The sequence below is a fragment of the Rhodocytophaga rosea genome (assembly GCF_010119975.1).
Lineage (GTDB): Bacteria > Bacteroidota > Bacteroidia > Cytophagales > 172606-1 > Rhodocytophaga > Rhodocytophaga rosea.
This window is the reverse complement of the sequence record NZ_CP048222.1, coordinates 4,606,999-4,629,114: the sequence shown is the minus strand read 5'-3', so window position 1 is coordinate 4,629,114 and position 22,116 is coordinate 4,606,999. Positions and strand designations below refer to the sequence as shown.

Annotated in this window: 15 protein-coding genes and 2 pseudogenes; 5 read left to right on the top strand and 12 right to left on the bottom strand. The window is 41.9% G+C overall.

The window, feature by feature from the left end; translation table 11 throughout:
• Positions 1-208 precede the first annotated feature (208 nt).
• Positions 209-1,165: a cytochrome c family protein gene (locus GXP67_RS19170; protein WP_162444619.1), complete on the bottom strand. Its 957-nt coding sequence runs from the start codon at positions 1,163-1,165 to the stop codon at positions 209-211.
• Between the two features lie 153 nt (positions 1,166-1,318).
• Here GXP67_RS19170 and GXP67_RS19165 point away from each other — a divergent pair, with 153 nt between their 5' ends.
• Entirely contained in the window at positions 1,319-2,302 is a 984-nt protein-coding gene (locus GXP67_RS19165) for an AraC family transcriptional regulator (protein ID WP_162444618.1), read from the top strand.
• A 52-nt stretch (positions 2,303-2,354) separates the two neighbouring features.
• Here the strand turns inward: GXP67_RS19165 and GXP67_RS19160 are convergent, their stop codons facing one another.
• From GXP67_RS19160 to GXP67_RS19120, 9 genes are all read right to left on the bottom strand, one after another.
• On the bottom strand, positions 2,355-4,619 hold the full coding sequence (locus tag GXP67_RS19160; RefSeq protein WP_162444617.1) for a heavy metal translocating P-type ATPase: 2,265 nt from the start codon (positions 4,617-4,619) through the stop codon (positions 2,355-2,357).
• 222 nt (positions 4,620-4,841) lie between these two features.
• Positions 4,842-5,387, bottom strand: coding sequence for a helix-turn-helix domain-containing protein (locus GXP67_RS19155; protein WP_162444616.1), 546 nt, complete (start codon positions 5,385-5,387; stop codon positions 4,842-4,844).
• A gap of 74 nt (positions 5,388-5,461) precedes the next feature.
• Positions 5,462-6,802: a multicopper oxidase family protein gene (locus GXP67_RS19150; protein ID WP_162444615.1), complete on the bottom strand. Its 1,341-nt coding sequence runs from the start codon at positions 6,800-6,802 to the stop codon at positions 5,462-5,464.
• A 401-nt stretch (positions 6,803-7,203) separates the two neighbouring features.
• Positions 7,204-7,776: a helix-turn-helix domain-containing protein gene (locus GXP67_RS19145; RefSeq protein ID WP_197901539.1), complete on the bottom strand. Its 573-nt coding sequence runs from the start codon at positions 7,774-7,776 to the stop codon at positions 7,204-7,206.
• A 158-nt stretch (positions 7,777-7,934) separates the two neighbouring features.
• Complete coding sequence (locus GXP67_RS19140) at positions 7,935-8,804, bottom strand: PhzF family protein (RefSeq protein WP_162444614.1); 870 nt, start codon at positions 8,802-8,804, stop codon at positions 7,935-7,937.
• Between the two features lie 78 nt (positions 8,805-8,882).
• A complete protein-coding gene (locus tag GXP67_RS19135; protein WP_197901538.1) occupies positions 8,883-9,407 on the bottom strand; it encodes an ester cyclase in 525 nt (174 codons plus the stop codon).
• Positions 9,408-9,452: 45 nt separating this feature from the next.
• Positions 9,453-9,788 carry a thioredoxin gene (gene trxA, locus GXP67_RS19130; protein WP_162444613.1) on the bottom strand — a complete coding sequence of 112 codons (336 nt, stop codon included), beginning with the start codon at positions 9,786-9,788 and terminating at the stop codon, positions 9,453-9,455.
• A 105-nt stretch (positions 9,789-9,893) separates the two neighbouring features.
• Positions 9,894-10,361: a DoxX family protein gene (locus GXP67_RS19125; RefSeq protein WP_162444612.1), complete on the bottom strand. Its 468-nt coding sequence runs from the start codon at positions 10,359-10,361 to the stop codon at positions 9,894-9,896.
• Between the two features lie 93 nt (positions 10,362-10,454).
• Positions 10,455-10,814: a SnoaL-like domain-containing protein gene (locus tag GXP67_RS19120; RefSeq protein WP_162444611.1), complete on the bottom strand. Its 360-nt coding sequence runs from the start codon at positions 10,812-10,814 to the stop codon at positions 10,455-10,457.
• A gap of 662 nt (positions 10,815-11,476) precedes the next feature.
• Here GXP67_RS19120 and GXP67_RS19115 point away from each other — a divergent pair.
• From GXP67_RS19115 to GXP67_RS19105, 4 genes and pseudogenes are all read left to right on the top strand, one after another.
• Positions 11,477-12,691 (top strand): acyltransferase family protein, encoded by a 1,215-nt coding sequence (locus GXP67_RS19115; RefSeq protein ID WP_162444610.1) that lies wholly within the window; start codon positions 11,477-11,479, stop codon positions 12,689-12,691.
• Between the two features lie 245 nt (positions 12,692-12,936).
• Positions 12,937-15,057 (top strand): annotated as a pseudogene (locus tag GXP67_RS38060) (class I tRNA ligase family protein); the annotation flags it as partial.
• A gap of 114 nt (positions 15,058-15,171) precedes the next feature.
• Positions 15,172-16,029 (top strand): annotated as a pseudogene (locus GXP67_RS38050) (class I tRNA ligase family protein); the annotation flags it as partial.
• A 287-nt stretch (positions 16,030-16,316) separates the two neighbouring features.
• Complete coding sequence (locus tag GXP67_RS19105; RefSeq protein WP_162444608.1) at positions 16,317-18,224, top strand: T9SS type A sorting domain-containing protein; 1,908 nt, start codon at positions 16,317-16,319, stop codon at positions 18,222-18,224.
• Positions 18,225-18,332: 108 nt separating this feature from the next.
• On the opposite strand, the gene GXP67_RS19100 is transcribed toward GXP67_RS19105, so the two are convergent.
• The gene (locus GXP67_RS19100) at positions 18,333-20,021 is read right to left on the bottom strand and encodes an FAD-dependent oxidoreductase (RefSeq protein ID WP_162444607.1); all 1,689 of its coding nucleotides are present in this window, start codon (positions 20,019-20,021) and stop codon (positions 18,333-18,335) included.
• 12 nt (positions 20,022-20,033) lie between these two features.
• Complete coding sequence (locus GXP67_RS19095; protein ID WP_232064503.1) at positions 20,034-22,091, bottom strand: FAD-dependent oxidoreductase; 2,058 nt, start codon at positions 22,089-22,091, stop codon at positions 20,034-20,036.
• Positions 22,092-22,116 lie beyond the last annotated feature (25 nt).

Here is a 22,116-nt window from a genome sequence, read left to right as displayed (position 1 = left end):
TTATAGAGGCGGCACATACTTGCGCAAAGGCATACGACCCCGGGATTGTATATCTGCAGATATTACTTCCCAGGTAAATTATCTTAAGTAACAATACCGGCAAATACCATTAAATAAAAAATGCCCGAAAACAAGGTTGGTTTTCAGGCAAATAATTTATATGTATGATGTAGCAGGCTGTTATTCAGGCTTAACAGGTAGACTTATTTCAATTCTCCGCGAGGGGTATATACGTTTGCTCTATCTTGTTAGTAACTGGTTTTAAGGTTTGCAGAAAATTATAAATTGCTTTCAGATCATTATCATTCATTTGCTGATAAGCTCTCCAGGGCATAAAATCTTCCTGATAAACCTTACCCATCCGGAAGCGGTTGATAAAAGTTTGTTGATTCCAGTGGTAAATTCTTCCGGTTTGCGGATCAGGCGTAAGGTTGGGCACTACAAAAGTACCTGTTTGTAACTCCCTTTTATGCCCACCGGCAAACGGCTCGCCCACAAATTCGCCGGCAGGTCCCCTTTCTGTATGGCAGCCATTGCAGTTGGTAACCGTGTATGCCAGATACTTTCCATACCCGGCTGTGGTATCAGGCTTAAGTGCCGCAAACTGTTGATGGGTTTCTGTCACATCGGGCTTTATTACAAAGCGCATCAATAATTTACCAAGCATGGTGAAATTATGTTCCGGAATAGCTTTTTCTATCGGTTTAGTGGATCTCAGGTAAGAAAGGATGGCTACAATATCAGCATCCGACATGGCATTGTAAGTCATAAAGGGAACGAGGGCATGTCCTTTGGGTGTACGGTTGTAGCGGATTACCTGCGCCAGCTGGTCATCGCTATACCGGCCAATCCCTGTTTTTTTATCAGAAGTGATATTGGGCGTACGCAGTGTGGCGATCCATGGCAAATCTAATAACAGTCCTCCACTCATAGCCGGAGTTTCCTTTATTAGATCTACTGAAGATGGGTCTTCTACATGGCAGGTCCAGCAATGGGCAGGCCCCATAGCCAGGTATTTTCCTCTTGCGATAATTGTTAAATCTGTACTTGCTTTTAATCCGGTTACCGGCACTTCATAGGTTTGCTGATAGGTTAATTGTACATACAGTAGAAAGGCCAACACAATTCCGGTGATTACTGCTAGTATTTTACCTGCTTTTTTCATGGCTCACTTATATTTATGTTGATCAGATGATGGTTGAATGTTAAAATCCGGCAGAAATTATTTCTCCGGCTTTTCCTTATTTTTGCGTAAATTTCGTCTGTTGCCGCACAGCAGCGGTAAGCAGATTACGCCAATTTTCAACAGTTTCATGCCATGAAGGTGCAGAACTCCATTTTGAGAACTATCATTTACGGAGCCGTTAAGCATGGCGCTCCATTCGGGCCATTATGCCAGCGAATTGGTGTTGATCCCACCGAACTGAATGATGCAGAAAAGCTATTAGACTGGGAAGTTTCGTCTGTTGCCTGGGATTATGCGGTAGAAATGAGTGGCGATCCGCTTCTGGCGCTGCATATGGGTGAAGAAAACAACTTGTCGGCATTCGGCATGCTCGGCTATCTGGTGCAGAGCTGTTCCACCCTGGAAGAGGCGTTTGAATTTATTGTCAGATACAATAATACGCTTACTGATGTTTTTCATTTCTCAACACAAAAGGGCCGGCAAGAGTATATTTTTCATTTTAATCCTGTTCCTCAATACCGGAATAAATTCCCGGAAAGCTCCCGGCAGGCGGTTGAACTAATGATGTCTTCCCTGATACGGGTTTTTTATTTTTTGACCGGCAAAAAAGTTTCTCCGCTTCGGGCGCATCTGGCCTATCCCAAAAGAAATGTACCTGAATATGAGCGGATTTTACAAACAAAAGTGATATTTGATGCCGAGAGTAATTGCGTGGTATGCCGGGCGGAAGACATGAGCCTGCCTATTATTTCGTATGACAAATCTCTGTATTCTTTCTTCAATTTGCTGCTTACCGAGAAACAACAAACCTTATCCTTGCAAAAATCATTTTCTGACCAGATCAAAGATGTACTCTTGAGTGGATTTGGAGGCCAGATACCCCCTATTGAAGTAGTGGCTGCCAGGATGAATATGAGCCTGCGAACCTTTCAAAGAAGGCTGGCTGAGGAAAAAATTACTTTTCGCCAGATTACAAATGACCTCCGCAAAGAACTAGCTCTTTCTTTAATGGATAAGCGCCACTCCAAAAAAGCAGATGTGGCGCAATTACTTGGGTATGCTGATTTAAGTAGTTTCCAACGTGCCTATAAAAACTGGACACGTAAAGCTTCCTAACCTCGATTCATATATCATTAAAGCCTCTTTTCAATTTTCTATAAGAACCAAATCACAATTTTGCACTCCGTAAGCGTAGGCTATTGCTTACAACTGATACTGAACTCAAGGCCATGGCTGCTCCAGCAATCATTGGATCGAGCAGGAAACCAAAGAAAGGATACAATACTCCTGCCGCAATGGGAATACCTATGATATTGTAAATAAACGCCCAGAATAGGTTCTGCCTAATAGCTTGCACCGTTTTGCGGGAGAGTTTTAAGGCTTTGGGAATCTGGTTGAGGTCAGAAGTGATCAGAGTCATTTTAGCTACATCCATTGCAATGTCCGAACCTTTGCCCATCGCAATACTTACATCTGCCTCAGCCAACGCATGAGAGTCATTGATACCATCGCCTACCATGGCTACTACTTTGCCCTGGTTTTGCAATTGCTTGATAAATTCAGCTTTTTCAGAAGGTAATACTTCGGCTTTGTAGTGCTGCAAGCCTACCTGTATTGCCACTGCCTTGGCGGTTTGTTCATTATCCCCCGTAAGCATGTATACATCGATCCCCTGGTTTTGCAAGGTTTGTACAGCTTGCTTAGACGTAGCTTTGATCCGGTCGGCGATGGCTAATATGGCTACTACCTCTTTGCCTGACGCAAAATAGATTACAGTTTTGGCTTCAGCTTGTAGGGATTTTGCCTGGGCAGTTACGGCTTCACTTACAGAAACATGGTTATCCGCCAGTAATTTCTGATTTCCTACCAGATAAATTTCATTGTCATAACTAGCTTTTACTCCTTTTCCGGTAAGGCTTTCAAAAGAAGATAAATTTATAGCCTGTGTTTGTTCACCTCTAAGTTTCCGAACCACTGCCTCAGCCAACGGGTGTTCCGAACGGGATTCTATTTCTAACAAAATAGACCTGTTCTGCATTTTATCACTTTCTTTTGTAAACCATAGCTCATCCGTTACCTCAGGTTTACCCTCTGTAATGGTACCAGTTTTATCCAGCACAATGGCATTTACTTTATAGCCTAATTCCAGACTTTCAGCATCTTTAATTAAAATGTTATTCTCAGCTCCTTTGCCCACACCTACCATAATCGCTGTTGGTGTTGCCAAACCCAAAGCACATGGACAAGCAATGACCATCACGGTTACAAAAGCCAATAAAGCATGTGTAAAAGCATTATCGCCTCCAAAAATCATCCATACAACCGCACTAAGTAAAGCAATCCCAATGACTACCGGCACAAATATGGCAGTCACTTTATTAACCAGTTTTTCTACCGGAGCTTTGCTTCCCTGGGCCTGCTGCACCATTTTAATAATCTGTGATAAAATCGTATCCCCTCCTACTTTTTCCGCTTCAAACCGGAAACTGCCTTTCTGGTTTACGGTTCCGGCAAATACCTGGGCGCCTGCTTGTTTCTCCATTGGCAAGGGTTCCCCACTGATCATACTTTCATCCACATACGAACTTCCGGAAGTTACTTTGCCATCCACCGGAATTTTTTCACCAGGTTTTACCACCAGTATATTTCCAATGCTTACCTGGGCAATAGGAATTTCTTTTTCGACGCCATCTTCTATCAGTCTTACCGTTTTGGGCTGTAGTCCCATCAGTTTTTTCATAGCTGAAGAAGTATTAGATTTTGCCCTTTCTTCCAATAATTTGCCCAGTAAGATAAAGGCAATAATCATAATAGCGGCTTCGTAGTACACATGGGCATGTAACCCCCGCTCATGAAAAAAATTCGGATTTAAGGTATTAAATAAGCTGAACAAAAAGGCAATTCCGGTACTCATAGCTACCAGCGTATCCATATTGGCTTTGCCATGTTTCGCTTGTTTTCTGGCATTGATATAGAAATTACGTCCGATCCACAATACCGGCAGGGAAAGAATCAGCATGATCCAGTTGGCATAGGGTACTTCCATTCCGAACATCCCAATTGCTACCACAGGCGCAGATAAAATACCTGCCCAGATGGTTTTGCGTTTCAATTCCTGATAATGGTTTAATTGTGCTTCCTGCTGTTTTTCAACTGCATTTTCCTCATCAATAATCAGATCGTAACCAATGGATTGTATGGCTTGCTGCAATTTGGGAAGAGAAGTCTGCGAAGGAATATAATCTACCCAGGCTGTCTGGTTGGCAAAATTAACACCCGCATCGGCTACGCCTTCCTGCGATTTGAGCATAGATTCTACACTCACGGCACAAGCCGCACAGGTCATTCCAGTGACTGGCAGGGTTATTTTCGTTTCTTTGTTTTTTGAATCCAGCCTTGCTTTTTTGGTCAAGGTTATGCTTTCTGCGTTCATGGCTCTATTATTTAAGCTCTTATTTAATTAACGAAACAAAGTTACGGCTTCTTAGTGCCATCTCTTTTACACAATTCCAGAAAGGATGTATATGATTTTTAGGTATAACTAACATACAATTGCCAGCTATAGAAAAGGTTTAAAAATCAATTGTTTAAAAAGTAAAGCTAAACTGATAAAAGTTTAGCTTTACTTAAATGCCATCCATAAGCTGATACTACACTATTTCTCTACTCCAGCCTGCAATTCTCTGAACTGGGAAGGCGACATTCCGGTGATTTTTTTAAATTGATTAGATAGGTGGTGTACACTGCTATAGCCCAGATCAAAGGCAATATCTGTTAAGGTAAGTGAGGTATATTTTAGTAATTGCTGTACTTTTTGTACCCGCCTATGAATCAAGTATTGTTCCAGGGTAATGCCTTCTGTATGTGAAAACAAAGCGCTGATCGTATCGTAATCCATAGGTAACGATTCTGTAAGCAATTGGGCAAAATTTCTGCTATGCGCTTTAGTAGTATTCAATTCCTGTTCTACCAGTTCTTTTACTTTGGCAATGGTCAGCGATTGTTTATCGGTTAAGAGTTCAAATCCCTCCTTTTCCAGCAGCCTGATTGCGGCTTCAAGGGCCTGGGCATCATTTTCCTGGTATGTCACTTCGCCGAGTTTAACCTCGTGTACAGGCAAGCCCTGGCTTTCAAAAATCTCTTTTACTATTTCTATGCAACGCCTGCATACCATTCCTTTTATTTTTACTGTCTTCTCCATATGCGTTCCAGAAATTTCGTTCGTTTTTGCTGAAAGAATATCAACTAAATGAGTTGAACAATTATAAATATGTATTAGTGTTTGCAAGAATGGTCACTTGCATATGCTGCTTCAGATGGACGGTCTGGATTTACTACTTCAAAATGTGCCATCATACCGGCGGCATGGTGTTCTAAAATATGACAATGATACATCCACTCGCCAGGACGGTCATCTGGCATCCAGGCAATTTTTATCCTGCTTCTGGGCGGAAGATTGTAGGTATCTTTCCAGGCAATATAGTCAGGGGCTTCTCCATTTTCTTCGATCACCTGAAAGAAGAAACCATGCAAGTGAAACGGATGATCCATCAAACTGCTATTCGCTACTTCCCACACCTGGAGTTCGCCTACTTTTACCGGCTGGTCGCTGGTATGTACATCACCGTTTACCAGAAAATCCATTCCATGCTTTAAACTAGGGCCTACTGATAACTTTAGTTTTCTGGAAACCGGAGCCTCTTTTTCAGCCAAAGGCTCAATCTTACGGAGTATTTGCGGAATATAGGCCACGGAAGGTTTCTGTGCACCTACTTGTATGGTGGCAAACGTCTGCCGTTTTGCTTTCAGGAAAGTCATGCGGTTATAGGGCAGTGTTTCTATCAGGAAGCTTTCGCCTTCTGTAAAAGGTCCGGCTATTATTTCTATACGTTCTCCCGGCGTAAGTAGTACCTGGGTTACCGTTTGGGGATGTTCCAGCAAGCCGCCATCTGTTCCAATGATCTTAAACTCTTTTCCACCCAAATATAACTGAATATATCTGGCACTGGAGGCATTTATAAAGCGCCATCTTTCGGCTTGTCCGCCAGCTATTGAAATAGTGGGATTTTCTTTTCCATTTATCAGAAGCGTATCTCCTTCCCGGCCATCGTGCCTTTCCATAATCCGAGGGATAAACCAGCCCGGTTTGGTAAATTCATTTTCAGCGGTAAGCTTCATATCATCCAGCAGGAACACTTTTTCTCCATCGGTAACCAGTGCTGTTCCTTCTTCCACGATCAATCCTCCATACATGCCTCTTTCCATTTGAAACGTTTCGTTGGCGTGGGAATGATACCAGAACGTGCCTGCATCGGGTACTACAAAGCGGTAAGTAAATTCTTCACCTGGCTCAATGGGTTTTTGCACTTCTCCTGTGCCATCCATGCTGGCGGGCAGGCGAATTCCATGCCAGTGGATCATAGTAGGTTCCGGCAGGTTGTTTTTCACTTTTACTTCCAGCGTATCTCCTTTTCTGGCGCGTAACAAAGGTCCTGGCAATTGATTGTTAAAACCCCAGGCTTCTACTGTTTTTCCTTCGGCTATTTCCCATGAAAAAATGCTTGCTTCTAATTCGTAGGATATAACTTGACTGGTAGGGTGGTGATGGCTTTTCATCGTGTTAAAGGATTAATAATATGAGTAGAATGTTAGATAGTAGTTGTGTATTATGACAGGAATGACGAATTGTAGAGAAGGTTTGGAAATGCAGCTTGCCTATACAGACAAGCTGCATTCATCAGCATTAACGGCAGCAATCGCAGCCGCAGGAACAATGGTCGCCACCGCAGGAATCTCCACAGGTACAGTTGTCACAGGTACAAGAAGGACTAGCGCAATTACATGCCAGATCGGTATTCTGAAATTCTACAGATGTATTTTTCATAGTTATTGTGTGTTTGTGTTTGATAACTATGCAAAGATACAGGGAGGGAGTAGGCTGGCTATTCTATAATCTTGTGATAGATTTATATAATTATTTGATCTTTCACTTAGAAGGTTATAAAAGAACAGGCGGTTTATATTTTATCCAAGGATTTGAGCTTATTAGTGCCGATCTGTTTAAAATGGGAGGGGGTAAGACCAGTAGTTTTCTTGAACTGCCCGGAAAGGTGGGCTACACTGCTATAATCGAGCTGATAGGCTATTTCTGAAAGCGATAGTTCGCCATATACCAGGAGTTCTTTCGCTTTTTCTATACGCTGTTCAATTAAATAATTTTCAATGGTGCGGCCTTCTACCGACGAAAATAAGGTACTCAGGTAAAAATAATCCAGGTGCAAGCGTTCAGACAGATACACCGAAAGTTTTTGATGCTTCTCTTGTTCGGGCACTTCGTTGCGGGCTCTGGCCAGAATCAGGGTTTTTGCTTTCTCAATAAGCTGATTAAGCCGGTTATCTATCAATTCGAGCCCAATTGCCTGTAAACGTTGCTGTAATAATTGCTTTTGAGTTTCCAGCAAATCTTCATGTAGATGGATTTCGCCTACCTGTACTTTTTGAAAAGGGATAGATAATTGTTTTAATATACTCTCCACATACAGTACACATCTGTCGCAAACCATGTTCTTAATATGAAGCTGTATGGGCATAAAAAAGTGGTTAACCTGATTTGTATATCAATTTACAAAAATAGGTTATTTTCTACGCATCAGGTGGAAAAATGAATATCCATTGTTGTGTTAACAATGGATTGATATTCCCTGACAGTAAGTTTTCTGAAAGTGTCAACTGTTTTATAAATCAGCGATTACAGCACAACTGTTTTCTGCTGCATCACTATACCTTTGCCGCCGGCCATCAGTTTTTGAATAGCACCTTCGTTTTTTTCCAGTTCTACTGTAATCAGGCTTGGAGAAGGCGGATTCATCAGATATCCTTGTTCGATGAGGTATGAATCTTTTTTTATACTCATTATATCATGCATGTAGCAGGCCAGGGGTCCGGCAGCCATACCAGTAGCCGATTCTTCAGGTATGCCATACAGAGGTCCAAACATTCTGGTTGTGGCATCCCGTTGCGCTCGCTGTGTCTGGAGGCTAAACGGATAAAATCCGATCAGATGTAATTGCTGACTAATAGATTCTATTTCTGCAAGCTGCGGTTTTAACTCACGCAAAATATGCTGATTCTGAAGTGGAATGATGAGAAAGGAATTGCCTGTATTTACTACAATCGGAGATTTTCCTTCAATCAGATCATCTTTCGAAATACCTAATGATTGAAAGATCCTCTCTTCCAGTTCCGGAACACTTTGATACTGCGGCGGTTTTTGCTCCATAAAAGCCTGTTCGCCTCGCATCCATATCTGCCTGGACCCATCTATGGTTTCTTTCGACGTATGTGCAGATGGAATTCTACCCAGGCTTTGCAGATAAGAAAAAGTAGCAATAGTAGCATGTCCGCAATGGGGAATTTGTTTGGCAGGTGTAAAAAAATCCAGTTTAAAATCAGCCAGCGCTGATCTGGAAACAAAAGCTGTTTCTGATAATCCCACTTGTGCAGCTATTTGTAGCTTTTGTTCGCTGGTTAAGCTATCGGCATCCAGCACGACTCCAGCAGGATTACCGCCATGATCACCATCTACAAACGCATTTACAATCTGAACTTTTACCTCCATACTCCTTATATATGTATTTTCTGATTTTTTAGCAGCTATTCGATTGAATACCAGAAGATTAATTTGAAAGTCCGCTTATTAATTTTTGTTCGCCTGTTGCAGTTGTTTATCAAAGCCTGCCCGGTCGATCTGAATCCAATACTCTACAATTTTACCGTTTTCGAGCCGGTATACGGCACTGGCTATCTCAGTGAGGGGCAATCCGGTAGGTGAGTATCCATCTATTTCGGTGAGGTGTTTTCCGGTTTGTTTCCACCTGGCATATACTTTATTTTCCTGGGCAATGAGTTCTGTAATTTCGAATTCAAACTGGCCATACATCTCTACAAATTCCTTTACATGTGCTGCATAGTTTTGTGGCGTTCTTTCTACCGTCTGCGGATTTTCAGAATTCATCTGGTGCGCCAGTACTTTGCCCGCCATAAAGTCTCTGGCTTTATCCGGATTTTTTCCTGAGCGGACAGTCAATAGAAACTCTCTTACTATCTGCTCAGAAGTGTGGGTAGTACGCATTGAAAGGTTACGGTAAATAGAATTGGTTTCAGTGATCAACCCTAACATCACTGTCAGGGTAAACTGTAAAATAAAGAAGAAAAGTATCATGTTCTGTATAAGAGTGTGTTTTGTTTTACAGGGCCGAAATTTGAATCATAAATACTGATTCAGTTTTTCAGTCATTGCCTTTTTGCCTACGGCGCCTACGATTTTATCTACTACTTTTCCATCTTTAAAAAACAGCAGCGTAGGAAGGTTTCTCACCTTGAATCTGGAAGTTATCTCAGGATTTTCATCTACATCCAGTTTGGCAATTTTGGCTTTACCGGCAAATTCTGTAGCCAGTATTTCTACAATGGGACTTATGGCGTTGCAAGGGGGACACCAGTCGGCACCAAAATCTACCATCACCAGTTCTTTCGATTGCAATACTTCCAGGTCAAAATTCGCATCTGTAACCCTGACCGCTTTTTTATATGTAGTTATCATTGTTGTATTGTTTGCTTCAAAGGTAGTCTGCCACTTGTTAAAGCAGTTTACACATTAGCCAGTATGATTTATATAATTTTAAAGGATCGTATGTTGCTTGCCAATTCAAGCGTACGTTTTTACTTCCCGTTTTTGCCTGGAAAGCAATCCATCCACAGAGAAGATACCTGCCCCATTACTCACAATACTTAAGGCAAGGCCAATCGCCAGCAGGCAGTACTCTATGCCTTCACCTTTCTGATTGCCAAACCAGTTCATAAAAAAGCCATTTTCTATATGTACGCTGAAGATAATACCAGTCATTAGTATAGCCATCAGCACACCAATTATGCGGCTGCCAAAGCCTGCAATTAATAACATTGCGCCCAGCGTTTCAAGGATAATGACAGCAAACCCAATCAGCCAGGGTAAATGCATGGTTTCAGTGAAGAAATGCATCGTATTTGTAAATCCATAGCCGCCAAACCACCCCATTAATTTTTGTGCACCATGTGGCAATACTACCAGTCCAAGACTTAAGCGGAGAATTAGCCCGGTATAGTCGCTGTGGGCAGAAAAGATATTCTTGATCATAATCGTAAGTGTAGTTAAAATGTGAGTAGAGATAAGTGTACTAAAGTTGTAAGGATAGGGCTTACCACTTACGGGCAGTAAGCCTGTAGTTAGCTAGTTGTTGTAATAGAACTTTTCTTTGATGATTTTACCATCTTTCCATTCCTGCACCGAAATCTGGGTATAGTTTTTTATGCCCCAGTCTTTGTGTGTATAGTCATAATGCCATTCTACCATCGAATAGTCGTTTCCGACAGCTACCTTCAGCGGATGGGCACCCCGGAACTGGGTTACATTTCCGTAAAAATCAAGTTCCCGTTGCAGGTTGGCTTCTTTGCCAATGGTAGGTACATTCTCATTTTCCTGCATAACTACCTCTTCATGGTAATATTTCTGGAAAGCTTCAATAGATTTTCCTTGCAGCACCAAAGCATTCAGGTCTTCGAGTGCTTGTTTGATTTCTAATTGTGTCATGGTTGTTAGATTTTAATAAATGGAATAATTGAGTTTTAAAAAAATATAATGTATCAGTCAGCCGCGTTAAGGCTATGATCAGCCATAGATTTTACTTTCATCGCCTTATCGCCTGGTTGATGAAACAAAATTGCACAGAAGCAGACTGGAAAAAATTGATCTAGTTCAAGAAATTGAGGAATGGAAATTATTCTACAGAAAATCAGATGGAAGCACCTATCAAGTTAGAATTGAAGCAGATAGAACTAAATATATAATCAGGGAGTAGTAATAAAGAAAACACAGCATTTTATTTTCTGGATAGCCCCTACAATTAGTAGTAAATAATTAAGAAAATAGATCAGATAAACGTAATTCTAGAAGCAAACCTTATAAGAGGTAAACCGTATAACCCTCATCGAATAATAATTGCCAATTTAAAATAATGCCTCTCTATTCTGTTCAGTATAAAATATACCATAAACATTTTTAGTGTTTATACTAACCTAAGAAGATATTACAAATTGTTGATTTTATTTAACTATTATAATAATTTCTCGCTTTTTCGAATAAATAAATAGTATTTGTCTGTATAATTCCGTTATTGTTTTTGAGTTGATACATAATTTTAACAAATTCACAAACTGAAACCCTGAAGAAATTCTAACAACCCCTATACCACCATGAATGTATCTACTTCTCAGATTCCGCTCAAGAAAGAGCGATTGCATGAACTTGACTGGTTACGAGTAATGGCATTCTCTCTATTGGTGTTTTATCACGGGAGTTTTATTTTTTCAGGTGGCTTCTATGTATCCAACTCTGCGAATATACCCTTCTTAAGCACGTTAATGACCTTTATCAGCCAATGGAGGCTGCCTTTACTTTTTTTTATTTCAGGGGCAAGTGTAGCATTTCTTTATAAAAAATCATCTACCGGAGAATTTGTCAATTCAAGATTAACCCGTATTCTGGTCCCATTAGTTTTTGGTGTCCTAATTATAAATCCGCCACAGAGTTATATAGCCAAAGGCTTTAAAGAAGGAAGTTTTCCATACTATCCGTCTTATTATGCAGAATCACTTGCCAATATTCATTTTGGATCAGGTGAAGCCCTTAAATGGAATCACTTGTGGTATCTGGTATACATTTTTGTATTCTCCATTATTCTGATCCCCATGTTCCATTTCTTTAAGAAAAACCCTGAAATATTGCAGAAAATAGGTGATTTCTTTACCAGAAGAGGAATGCTCTTGTTATTGATCCTGCCTCCTTTTATATCGGGTATTTTACTGCAACTCGACTGGCCAACGAAAAGAAATCTGATCAGCGACTGGGATAATTTTACTACTACTATTTTGTTTTTTATATACGGCTATTTACTCTATTCCCATAGTGGTATCCGTGCCATGATCATGAAATACCGCACCGTTTTTCTAATCCTGGGCATTTGCTGCTTTATTGCCATGGCTCTTCTTTTTAAACCCGGACAAGCAACTGCCTTTATACAGATAGGGGAAGTCTCTCCGGCTTTTATCGGATATAAATTTTTAAGAGTACTCAATACAGGCTGCTGGCTGCTGTGTATTCTGGGATTTGCCCAAAAATACCTCAGGTTCAGGAATAATTTTCTGAATTACACGAGTGAAGCGGTTTATCCATTCTATATTCTTCACCAGACTGTTATGGTTTTTATTGCCTATTTTGTGGTACAATGGCAAATGATGCCTCTGTTGAAATATATAGTTATTATGGCTCTTACCTTTATGAACACCTTACTGATCTATGAGTTCCTCATTAAAAGGACTGCCGTTACCCGCCTTTTGTTTGGCCTGAGAACAAAAGTGGCAGAAAAAGATAAGATGATAATAAGCCCACAGACACAAAAAGTGGCATAAAAGAGATTGTTTATACTGCTTTCTGCAGTTTAATAATAAGCACGGAGAAAGAATCCTTGCAGTAAAACCAGTCTGATTCTGGAAACTGCATAGATTCTTTCTCTTTTTATTGCTGTACCATCTCTCCTGGACGGATGTTAATTGTGCCGCCTATTCTATCAAAATTGAAAATGTGTACCTTTGCTGTCAAAAAATAGTTTTGATAATATCCGTAATTTGCCATCCTTAAATCTTTCAAAAGCAATATGGCTCAATATAATTTCCGGGAAATAGAAAAAAAATGGCAACAGCAATGGGAAAACCAGCAGTTGTACCGGGCAGAAGTTAACTCGGCTAAACCTAAATATTATGTACTGGATATGTTTCCGTATCCTTCAGGTGCAGGTTTGCACGTAGGCCATCCATTAGGTTATATTGCCTCCGATATTGTAGCCAGGTTCAAACGGCTTACCGGACATAATGTGCTGCACCCGATGGGATTTGATTCCTTTGGCTTGCCTGCCGAACAATATGCCATTCAAACCGGTCAACATCCGGCCATTACTACCGAACAGAACATCAGCCGCTATATATCGCAGCTTAAAAATATTGGCTTTGCCTACGACTGGAGTAAAGAAGTACGTACTTCTGCGCCAGATTTTTATAAATGGACACAGTGGATTTTTATGAAGCTGTTCAATGCCTGGTATAATAAAGATGCCGATAAAGCAGAATCTATAGAAAGCCTCATCCACACGTTTGAAAAGAATGGAAATGCGAAAGTGAATGCCGTATGCGATGATGACACACCAGCCTTTACAGCCACAGAATGGCAGGCTTTTTCTTCCACCCGGCAGCAGGAAATTCTGCTGAAATACCGCCTGACCTTCCTGGCAGAAACCATCGTGAACTGGTGCCCCCAACTGGGTACGGTACTGGCTAATGAAGAAGTTAAAGATGGCTTATCGGAGAGGGGAGGTTATCCGGTGATACGCAAACAAATGCAGCAATGGAGCATGCGCATTACCTCCTATGCTGAACGTTTGTTGCAAGGGCTGGAAGAAATCGACTGGCCGGAACCATTGAAAGAAATGCAGCGCAACTGGATCGGAAAATCTATCGGAGCTGAGTTTGATTTTGCCGTAGCCAATTCTGACCTGAAAATAAAAGTATTTACCACCAGGATAGATACTATTTTCGGCGTTACTTATCTGGCTCTGGCTCCGGAATACGAAGATCTGCCCAAACTGACTACTCCAGAGCGCAAATATGACGTAGAAACCTATGTAGAAGCCGCTAAAAACCGCTCCGAACGGGACAGGATGAGTGATGTAAAAACCATTTCTGGTACCTTTACCGGAAGCTTTGCCGTCAATCCTTTTTCCGGGGAGCAAATTCCCATCTGGATTGCAGATTATGTACTGGCTGGCTACGGAACTGGTGCTGTTATGGCAGTGCCTGCTTCTGATTCCAGGGATTATGCCTTTGCCAAACATTTCAGCCTGCCCATCCGCCAAGTGATTGAAGGCGGAAATCTGGAAGTGGAAGCCAATGATGCCAAAGAAGGCAAAATGGTAAACTCCGGTTTTCTCGATGGCATGGAAGTAAAAGAGGCTATGCAGGCAGCAGTTAATAAGCTGGAAGAAATGGAAATTGGCACAGGCAAGATAAACTACCGGATGCGGGATGCTATTTTCAGCCGTCAGCGCTACTGGGGCGAACCAGTGCCGGTATACTTTGATAATGGCATGCCTCATTTGATTGATGAAAAAGATTTGCCTTTGTTGCTTCCGGAGGTAGATGCGTATTTGCCAACCGAAACCGGTGAGCCGCCGTTGGGACGTGCCCATAACTGGAAATATAAAGGCAGGTATGAATATGAGTTGAGCACCATGCCGGGCTGGGCCGGTTCCAGCTGGTATTTCTTCCGCTATATGGATGCCCACAACCAGCAGGAGTTTTGCAGCAAAGATGCCCAGGCCTACTGGCAAAATGTAGATTTATACATTGGTGGTTCTGAACATGCCACCGGCCATTTATTGTATTCCCGCTTCTGGACCAAGTTTTTGTATGACCTGGGATATGTTACCGTAGAGGAGCCTTTCAAAAAGCTTATTAACCAGGGCATGATTCAGGGACGGTCGAATTTTGTATACCGGGTAAATGATATAGAAGCCTATGCAGAAGAATTGATGTGGGAACGGCTGAAAGATAAGAAGCTGGGTGTAGAATTCAGCCGGAAATGTTATGATGGAAAGCACAAATTTGATTTCCTGTGTGTGCAAAAAAGACTGGTGGTAGAGATCAAGGGACTCAAATCGATGCAGGAGTTTTATGATTTCAATTACAACTATATCAAACATAGTGAGTATGAAATGCTGCTGTTATCGCATGAGGAAGTCATTACTAATACCGAAGTAGCCATTGCCAAAATTGAAAAAGCCCTGCAAAGACAAATTGCCGATCCGGAGTTCGACTATGGTGTTTCTATCTCTTCCTTGTTTGTTTCCAAAAATCTGATTAGAAACGTGCCGGTAACAGCGCTGCACGTAGATGTGAATATTGTGGAAAACGACATTCTGGATGTGGAAGCCCTGCGTAAACAACGCCCTGATTTTAAAGAAGCCACTTTTCTGCTGGAAGAGGGCAAATATATATGTGGTTGGGAAATCGAAAAAATGTCTAAACGGTATGGAAATGTAGTGAATCCAGATGATGTAGTGGAAAGGTATGGCGCAGATACGCTACGTTTGTATGAAATGTTTTTGGGTCCGCTGGAGCAATTCAAGCCCTGGAATACCAATGGTATCAGCGGCGTACATAATTTCCTGCGTAAACTCTGGCGCTTGTTTCACGATGATATGGGCAACCTGAACTTATCGGATGCCGAGCCGATGAAAGAAGAACTAAAATCGTTACATAAAACCATTAAAAAAGTGCAGGAAGATATTGAGAAGTTTTCTTTCAATACCTCTGTGAGTACCTTTATGATTTGTGTGAACGAACTCTCAGCCCTGAAGTGCAATAAAAAAGCGATTTTACGTGACTTAGCTATTGTAGTAGCGCCTTATGCACCACATATGGCTGAAGAATTATGGCAATTGCTGGGCAATTCAGAAAGCATATTTAAAGCCAGTTATCCAAAGTTCAACAATGATTATCTGGCAGAAGAAGCTTTTGAATACCCCATTTCTATTAATGGAAAGCTGCGGGCTAAAATGACTTTTTCTCTGGATACTACTGCAGCAGACATTGAAAAATCAGTACTGGCTTCCGAGCAGGTACAGAAATGGATGGAAGGCAAATCGCCCAAAAAGGTGATTGTAGTTCCGAAGAAGATTGTGAATGTGGTCATATAAGCCTATCCATTTTTCTCAACGGTCACACTACTCAAGCGGATGAATACTCATTTTGAGCCGGTTGTATTTGATATTAATCGAATATAACCGGCTTTGCTGCGTAAAAGCAGTTGGATAGGTCAGGTTTTCTTAGTAGATTTATTAAGCAAGGATTTCTCCTACAGAAATCTAAAAACAAGAACAGGGTGTATTCTTTTTAATGAATTTTCCGTAGAAATAGTAAAACATGCAGTATGTCCGTTTTTACAAAATCCTCTTCTGTTCCAAAGCGGGTCTATTTTTTTCTGTTGCCCTGTCTTTTAGTTTTTTATCAAATTGCCTTTTCCCAGATAAATATTTCCGGGCAAATTAATCGCTATGCAGCGGTAACTGGTCCTAATGCTTGTACCAATAAACTTACAGTCAGTACTACGGCTGGTTTCCAGGTGAATGGAAAAGTACTCATTATACAAATGCAGGGTGCCGATATTGATGATTCTCCATCCTCTATTTTCGGAAATGTTACCAGTGTAAATGGAGCCGGTCTATATGAAAAAGCCACCATTGCCGCTATCGGCAGCAATGAACTTACCTTATACAACGACCTTGTGAATGCCAATTTCTACAATTATACTACAGGTAGTGTACAAGTTGTTACTATTCCGCAATACACAGATGTAACAATTTCAGGTATGATAACCGCTTTACCTTGGGATAGTGAAAAAGGCGGAATTATTGCATTTGAGGCTTCTGGTACTGTTACTTTGAATGCAGATATAAATGCCAATGGCGTTGGTTTTCGTGGTGGGGCTGTTACTAATGATCCTAATGAACAGAATAACTGTGGACCTTTTGATACAAGATCTGATTATTATTATGGAAGAACTAGTTTGTATTCTGCATTTAAAGGAGAAGGTATAGCTAAAATTATAGCGGGAAAAGAATTAGGTAAAGGGCCTCAGGCAAATGGTGGTGGTGGCGGTAATGATCATAATTCAGGAGGAGGTGGTGGTGGACATATTGGTCAGGGTGGAATAGGAGGTAAAAATAATGAGCCTTGGATTTTAAACTGTAAAGGTTATGACCCAGGACTTGGAGGAAAGGCACTTGTAACGAACGATAGAATATTTATGGGTGGAGGAGGAGGTGGCGGACATACTAATAATATTATTAGGGCTACAGGTCGGCCTGCCGGAACTCCTGGTGGAAATGGAGGGGGTATCATTTATATAAGTGCTAATGAATTTAATGGAAATGGATATTTAATAAGCACTAATGGGGCAAGCGCTCTTCAAAGTACTGGTGATGGCGCAGGGGGCGGAGGCGCTGGAGGAACAGTACTTTTAAGAGTAAATGCTTTCACTCCTACTGATTTAACTGTACAAGCAACAGGAGGAAACGGAGGACAAGCAAGAAGTGATGGAAATCGTTGTTTTGGGCCTGGCGGTGGAGGCGCAGGCGGCTTGATAGCAATTAATGCAGAAAATTTTCCAAATGATGTAGAAAGAATCATATCTGGAGGAATTCCTGGAACTGTCACCAATAGCAGAAATGGATGCAATGGCAGTACTAATGGTGCTGCTACCGGAGGTGCTGGAACTGTACTTACAGATGTAATTATGCCTGAGAGTACTACAGCGGCTACTGGTAGTTGTAGTCCTTTGCCTGTGGATTTTTTCAGCTTTACAGCTGAGTTACAATCTGGTAAAGTATTGATAGAATGGATTACAGCCAGTGAAACCAACAATGACTATTTTGGCATCGAGCGTTCGCAGGATGGCATCCACTTCAACGAAATAGGCAGAATATTAGGTAAAGGAACGGTTGCTGTGTTCAGCACTTACCAGTTTATAGATGCACATCCGTTTACTGGTATTTCATATTACCGGCTACGGCAGGTAGATATAGACGGTAAGTTTGCTTACTCAAAAACAGTTTCTGTTGAAAACAAGGCAAGCTCATTCTCTATCACCCTATATCCCAATCCAAGCCAGGCAAAGAGAAGCGCCTTTTTACAGATTCTTTCACCAGAGGCAGAAACCGTACAAATCCAGGTGACTAGTTTATTGGGTGAATCTCTGTTTACCAGCACACAAACGATTCAGGCTGGCACAACCAGTATAGAGATTCCTTCCGGACAGTTAAGTGCAGGAACCTATCTGGTACATGTGCGAAGCGGCAAGTCGTTCAAAATCATTAAATGGCAAGTTTTGTAAATGGTTATTGGTTGTTAGTACATCTTTATGATTAAGTTTTTATATTGTGATATCGGTTTGATTAACCTTTAAACTGACAACTAATAACGAACAGCTAACAATGAATTACTATAAAGCGCTTTTGGGAGCATTCACTACCTGTTTGTCTTTGATCAGTTGCGCTTTTAATTGCTCATAATTTACTTCCTGTACAGTTATTCCTTTATCTATTGCCTGCACGGCTGCGGTAGTCGCACTCTGGCCTAAAATCATAAAAACTGGCTCCATGCGGATAGAGCCAAACGCAATATGCGAACTGGACGCACAAACTGGCACAAACAAGTTTACACATTCTTCTTTTTTAGGTACCAGCGAGCCGTAGGCAATCTGGTAAGGCTCTGCGATGTGTACACCAATATCTCCTTCATTCTGCACATAGCCATCCGGCTTTACATAGCGCTGAATATTATGCGAATCCAGGGTATAGGAACCCATGCCAATAGGTTTTGGAACAGGCTTTTTACCCAGCGTTTCATGTTCAGTCATTACAAATTCCCCGATCATGCGCCTGGCTTCCCGTACATATATCTGATGAGGCCAGTGGCTATTATCGGTAAACTCGTCTTTGGGTAAACCCCAGGTGGCAAATTCTTTTTGCACATCAGCCGGAATCCTGGGGTCGTTAGCCATGAAATACATTAGACCCTTCTGGTAGACTTCATGTTCCTTAATAATTTCCTTTCTCCGCTCATAAGAAGCCTCTGGATAGTCGTAGTTCATGCCAATGTTATCTGTACTGAAAGGCCCATGATTATTGGTATCGGTTTTCCGGTTGGGAACCGGATCAAATTTATCGAATAACTCCCGCCAGCCAGCGTTAAACACCCGCACCAGCAGTTCATACTGGGTAGAATCATAGCCTTCAGGTCTGGCAAAGGGTATACGGTTATCCGGATGATTGGTGAGGCACATCCGGAAACAATATGCCTGTACTTTCTTGTCAGCTTCTCCCCTTTTTCCTGGATCTTCTGCTGAAATACGGGGAAGTAAGCCACTGGTAGAATCTCTGGGAATTTTGTAAGGACTGATATTGGTTTTGAAATGATGGCCATGATGCAGCACACCCACCTGGATGCCATTCCACTCTTCCCCATATACACTACTGGCTTCCCGGCCTACATGGTAGCTTACCCCAGCCGCTGCCATTAAGTCGCCTTCATACGTAGCATCAATAAACATTTTTCCGCTGAAGGTCTTACCGCTTAAGGTTTGTATAGACACAATTTTTCCATTTTCTTTTTTTACCCCGCTCTGCCGGTTAAGCCACTCATCCCGGAATACCTGAATGTTATTCTCCTTTACAAAATCTTCAAATACTTTCTCTGCGGCATGCGGCTCAAAAATCCACATGGTACGTTCGGTTCCGTCTATCGCAGGTGTTCCCTGGCCTTTGTTCCCATATTCCTCCTTCTTTTGCCATTGCCAGGAAGAGTCATTCTGGTAATGCAGATAAATGCGGTGGTAAAATTCACGAGCCAATCCTCCGATTACTTCTTTTTTGCCGGTATCGGTAAATCCCAGTCCACCAGACGACAAGCCACCCAGATGTGTATCTGGCGAAACCACCAATACTGATTTACCCATGCGTATGGCTTGAACAGCAGCTGTAATAGCGGCTGACGTGCCTCCATATACAATAATATCCGCCTGGTACTCCGTTGAATTTTCAGTAGCAGTGGTAGATTTTTGTTCGCCGGAACATGACCAGAGATTAATTACTAACAGAAGCAGTAAAAAAGGACAAGTATTTTTTCTCATATGTCAGTTTTATTATTTTGATTTGTTTCCTGAATTCTGTTCAACTGGCACAAACAGCACTGCATCGGCTACTACCACTCCGTCTGCCCCTTGGTTGCTTACTTCTACATAAGCTTTGTTTCCTTTGGGCAAGGTATAGTTTCCCAGAAATACCCATTCACCGGAAGTTTGCCCGACTACCTGTACATCATCTTTACTGAAAGATAGCGTTTTAATATTTTTTCCATCAAACACTTTTACCTGGGTGGTAGAAGATGCCGTTGCCAGTTTGGGGAAATATAGGTAAGCCGCATAAGAACCAGCCTGGTTTACAGCCGGAGCAAATTGAATTGACTTTCCGGCAGTGCCTTTCGAATCATCGGTAAAGAAAGTAGGGCCATAGCCGCCTTTATTTTCTGTTTTCCAATTGCCGGTGAGTTTTACATTCGCTTTAGCTTCATTATCTACCAGAATTTCTGGCGTACTGCCATCAGACAGGGGATTGGCTTTCAGAATCTGCTGTACTTTCTGGATGTCAACTTTTTGCAGGGTTTGCTTCTGATCAATGGCTAAACTGGCTGCCACAGCCGCAGATTGCCCCAGCACCATAAATACAGGCTCCATGCGGATAGAGCCATAGGCAATGTGCGTAGCAGATAAACATACCGGTACCAGCAGGTTGGTGCATTCAATGGACTTAGGAACAATAGCCCGGTACGAAATTGGATACGGGCCAAATCCGCCTTCTTCTACATTGCCTTCATTTTTTACCATGCCATCTACTACAATACGGTCGCAATTATGTGAATCCATGGTGTAGGCAGCCATTCCAATCCCATCCGTAACCACCTCCTTTCCCTGGCAATGGTGCTGTGTCATTACGAGTTCGCCCACCATCCGTCTGGCTTCCCGGACATATAACTGGTGCGTCCAGTTACCATTGTCGGTATACTCATCTTTAGGATAGCCCCAGGATAGCATTTCTGTACGTATATGTTCGGGCACCCGTGGATCGTGGCCAACAAAGTAGAGCAAACCTTTGGTATACGCTACATGTTCTTTCCAGATTTTGGCTCTGGTGGCATAATCTGCTTCCGGATAGTCCCAGTTCATGCCGATCATATCCGTACTAAAGCCATTCCGGTTGTTAATATCTGTTTTTCCATTGGGCATCAAACTCCAGATAAAACCGCTTTGCAAAGATTTCCAGGGCGTTTTTTCCATCAGGCGCAATACCAGTTCGTATTTCTTAGGATCGTAGTTTTCCGGCTGGGTAATGGGCTCCAAATTATCTTTGTTGTTAGTGAGGCAGATGCGGAAATTATAGGCCTGTACTTTTTTATCTCCTGAACCGGCTGGCAACAGTGGCTGGTTGCTTACTCCCCATACCAAGCCGCTTTCAGGTTTGCCAGGAACAATATATGGATCAATGCCATCCGGAAACTGATGGCCTTTCATCAGCTGGACACCATTAAACGTTTCGTTGTACTGGCTATTGGCTTCCCGTCCTACGGTATAAGACACTCCTGCTTTTGCCATCAGATCGCCTTCGTAAGTGCAATCCATAAAGATTTTTGCCCGGATCGTCCGGTTGGTGGCAGCAGATGGATTTACTGAATTTTCCAGGGTGATTTCTTTAATCACAATCCCTTCTTTCTTCACAGCAAACAGACGGTTTTCATATACTACCTGGTAACCGGCTCGTTTTACATAGTCTTTGAATAAATTTTCGGCTACATGCGGTTCGAAGGTCCATTGTTCAAACTTGCCATAGTGCTGCCCGATACGCCGGTAGAAATCCCTAGCCAAACCTGTAACTGCATATTTATTTCCGATATCAGTATAGCCCAGACCTCCCGAACTCATACCGCCCAGGTTTTTTCCAGGCTCAATGAGCAATACGGTTTTCCCCATTTTCCTGGCTGTATAGGCAGCAATTACTCCAGCGGCGGTACCTCCATAAATACAAATATCAACTTCTGTGGGCGAGGTTTGCTGTGCCTGTACAGGAAATGAGAGTATACACACCGAAAGCAATAGCATAATTAAATTCGGGAGATGGTACTTCTTTATTAGGATTCGGTTCATCATGAGGTGGAATTAACTTCTGTTGAAT

Excerpts from the sequence above, each read along its gene's own strand:
- GXP67_RS19170 (WP_162444619.1), bottom strand. The coding sequence starts at position 1,165 with ATGAAAAAAGCAGGTAAAATACTAGCAGTAATCACCGGAATTGTGTTG.
- GXP67_RS19115 (WP_162444610.1), top strand. The coding sequence starts at position 11,477 with ATGAATGTATCTACTTCTCAGATTCCGCTCAAGAAAGAGCGATTGCAT.
- GXP67_RS19150 (WP_162444615.1), bottom strand. The coding sequence starts at position 6,802 with ATGAAAAGCCATCACCACCCTACCAGTCAAGTTATATCCTACGAATTA.
- GXP67_RS19135 (WP_197901538.1), bottom strand. The coding sequence starts at position 9,407 with ATGATACTTTTCTTCTTTATTTTACAGTTTACCCTGACAGTGATGTTA.
- GXP67_RS19100 (WP_162444607.1), bottom strand. The coding sequence starts at position 20,021 with ATGAGAAAAAATACTTGTCCTTTTTTACTGCTTCTGTTAGTAATTAAT.
- GXP67_RS19095 (WP_232064503.1), bottom strand. The coding sequence starts at position 22,091 with ATGATGAACCGAATCCTAATAAAGAAGTACCATCTCCCGAATTTAATT.
- GXP67_RS19120 (WP_162444611.1), bottom strand. The coding sequence starts at position 10,814 with ATGACACAATTAGAAATCAAACAAGCACTCGAAGACCTGAATGCTTTG.
- GXP67_RS19145 (WP_197901539.1), bottom strand. The coding sequence starts at position 7,776 with ATGCCCATACAGCTTCATATTAAGAACATGGTTTGCGACAGATGTGTA.
- GXP67_RS19140 (WP_162444614.1), bottom strand. The coding sequence starts at position 8,804 with ATGGAGGTAAAAGTTCAGATTGTAAATGCGTTTGTAGATGGTGATCAT.
- trxA (WP_162444613.1), bottom strand. The coding sequence starts at position 9,788 with ATGATAACTACATATAAAAAAGCGGTCAGGGTTACAGATGCGAATTTT.
- GXP67_RS19165 (WP_162444618.1), top strand. The coding sequence starts at position 1,319 with ATGAAGGTGCAGAACTCCATTTTGAGAACTATCATTTACGGAGCCGTT.
- GXP67_RS19125 (WP_162444612.1), bottom strand. The coding sequence starts at position 10,361 with ATGATCAAGAATATCTTTTCTGCCCACAGCGACTATACCGGGCTAATT.
- GXP67_RS19160 (WP_162444617.1), bottom strand. The coding sequence starts at position 4,619 with ATGAACGCAGAAAGCATAACCTTGACCAAAAAAGCAAGGCTGGATTCA.
- GXP67_RS19155 (WP_162444616.1), bottom strand. The coding sequence starts at position 5,387 with ATGGAGAAGACAGTAAAAATAAAAGGAATGGTATGCAGGCGTTGCATA.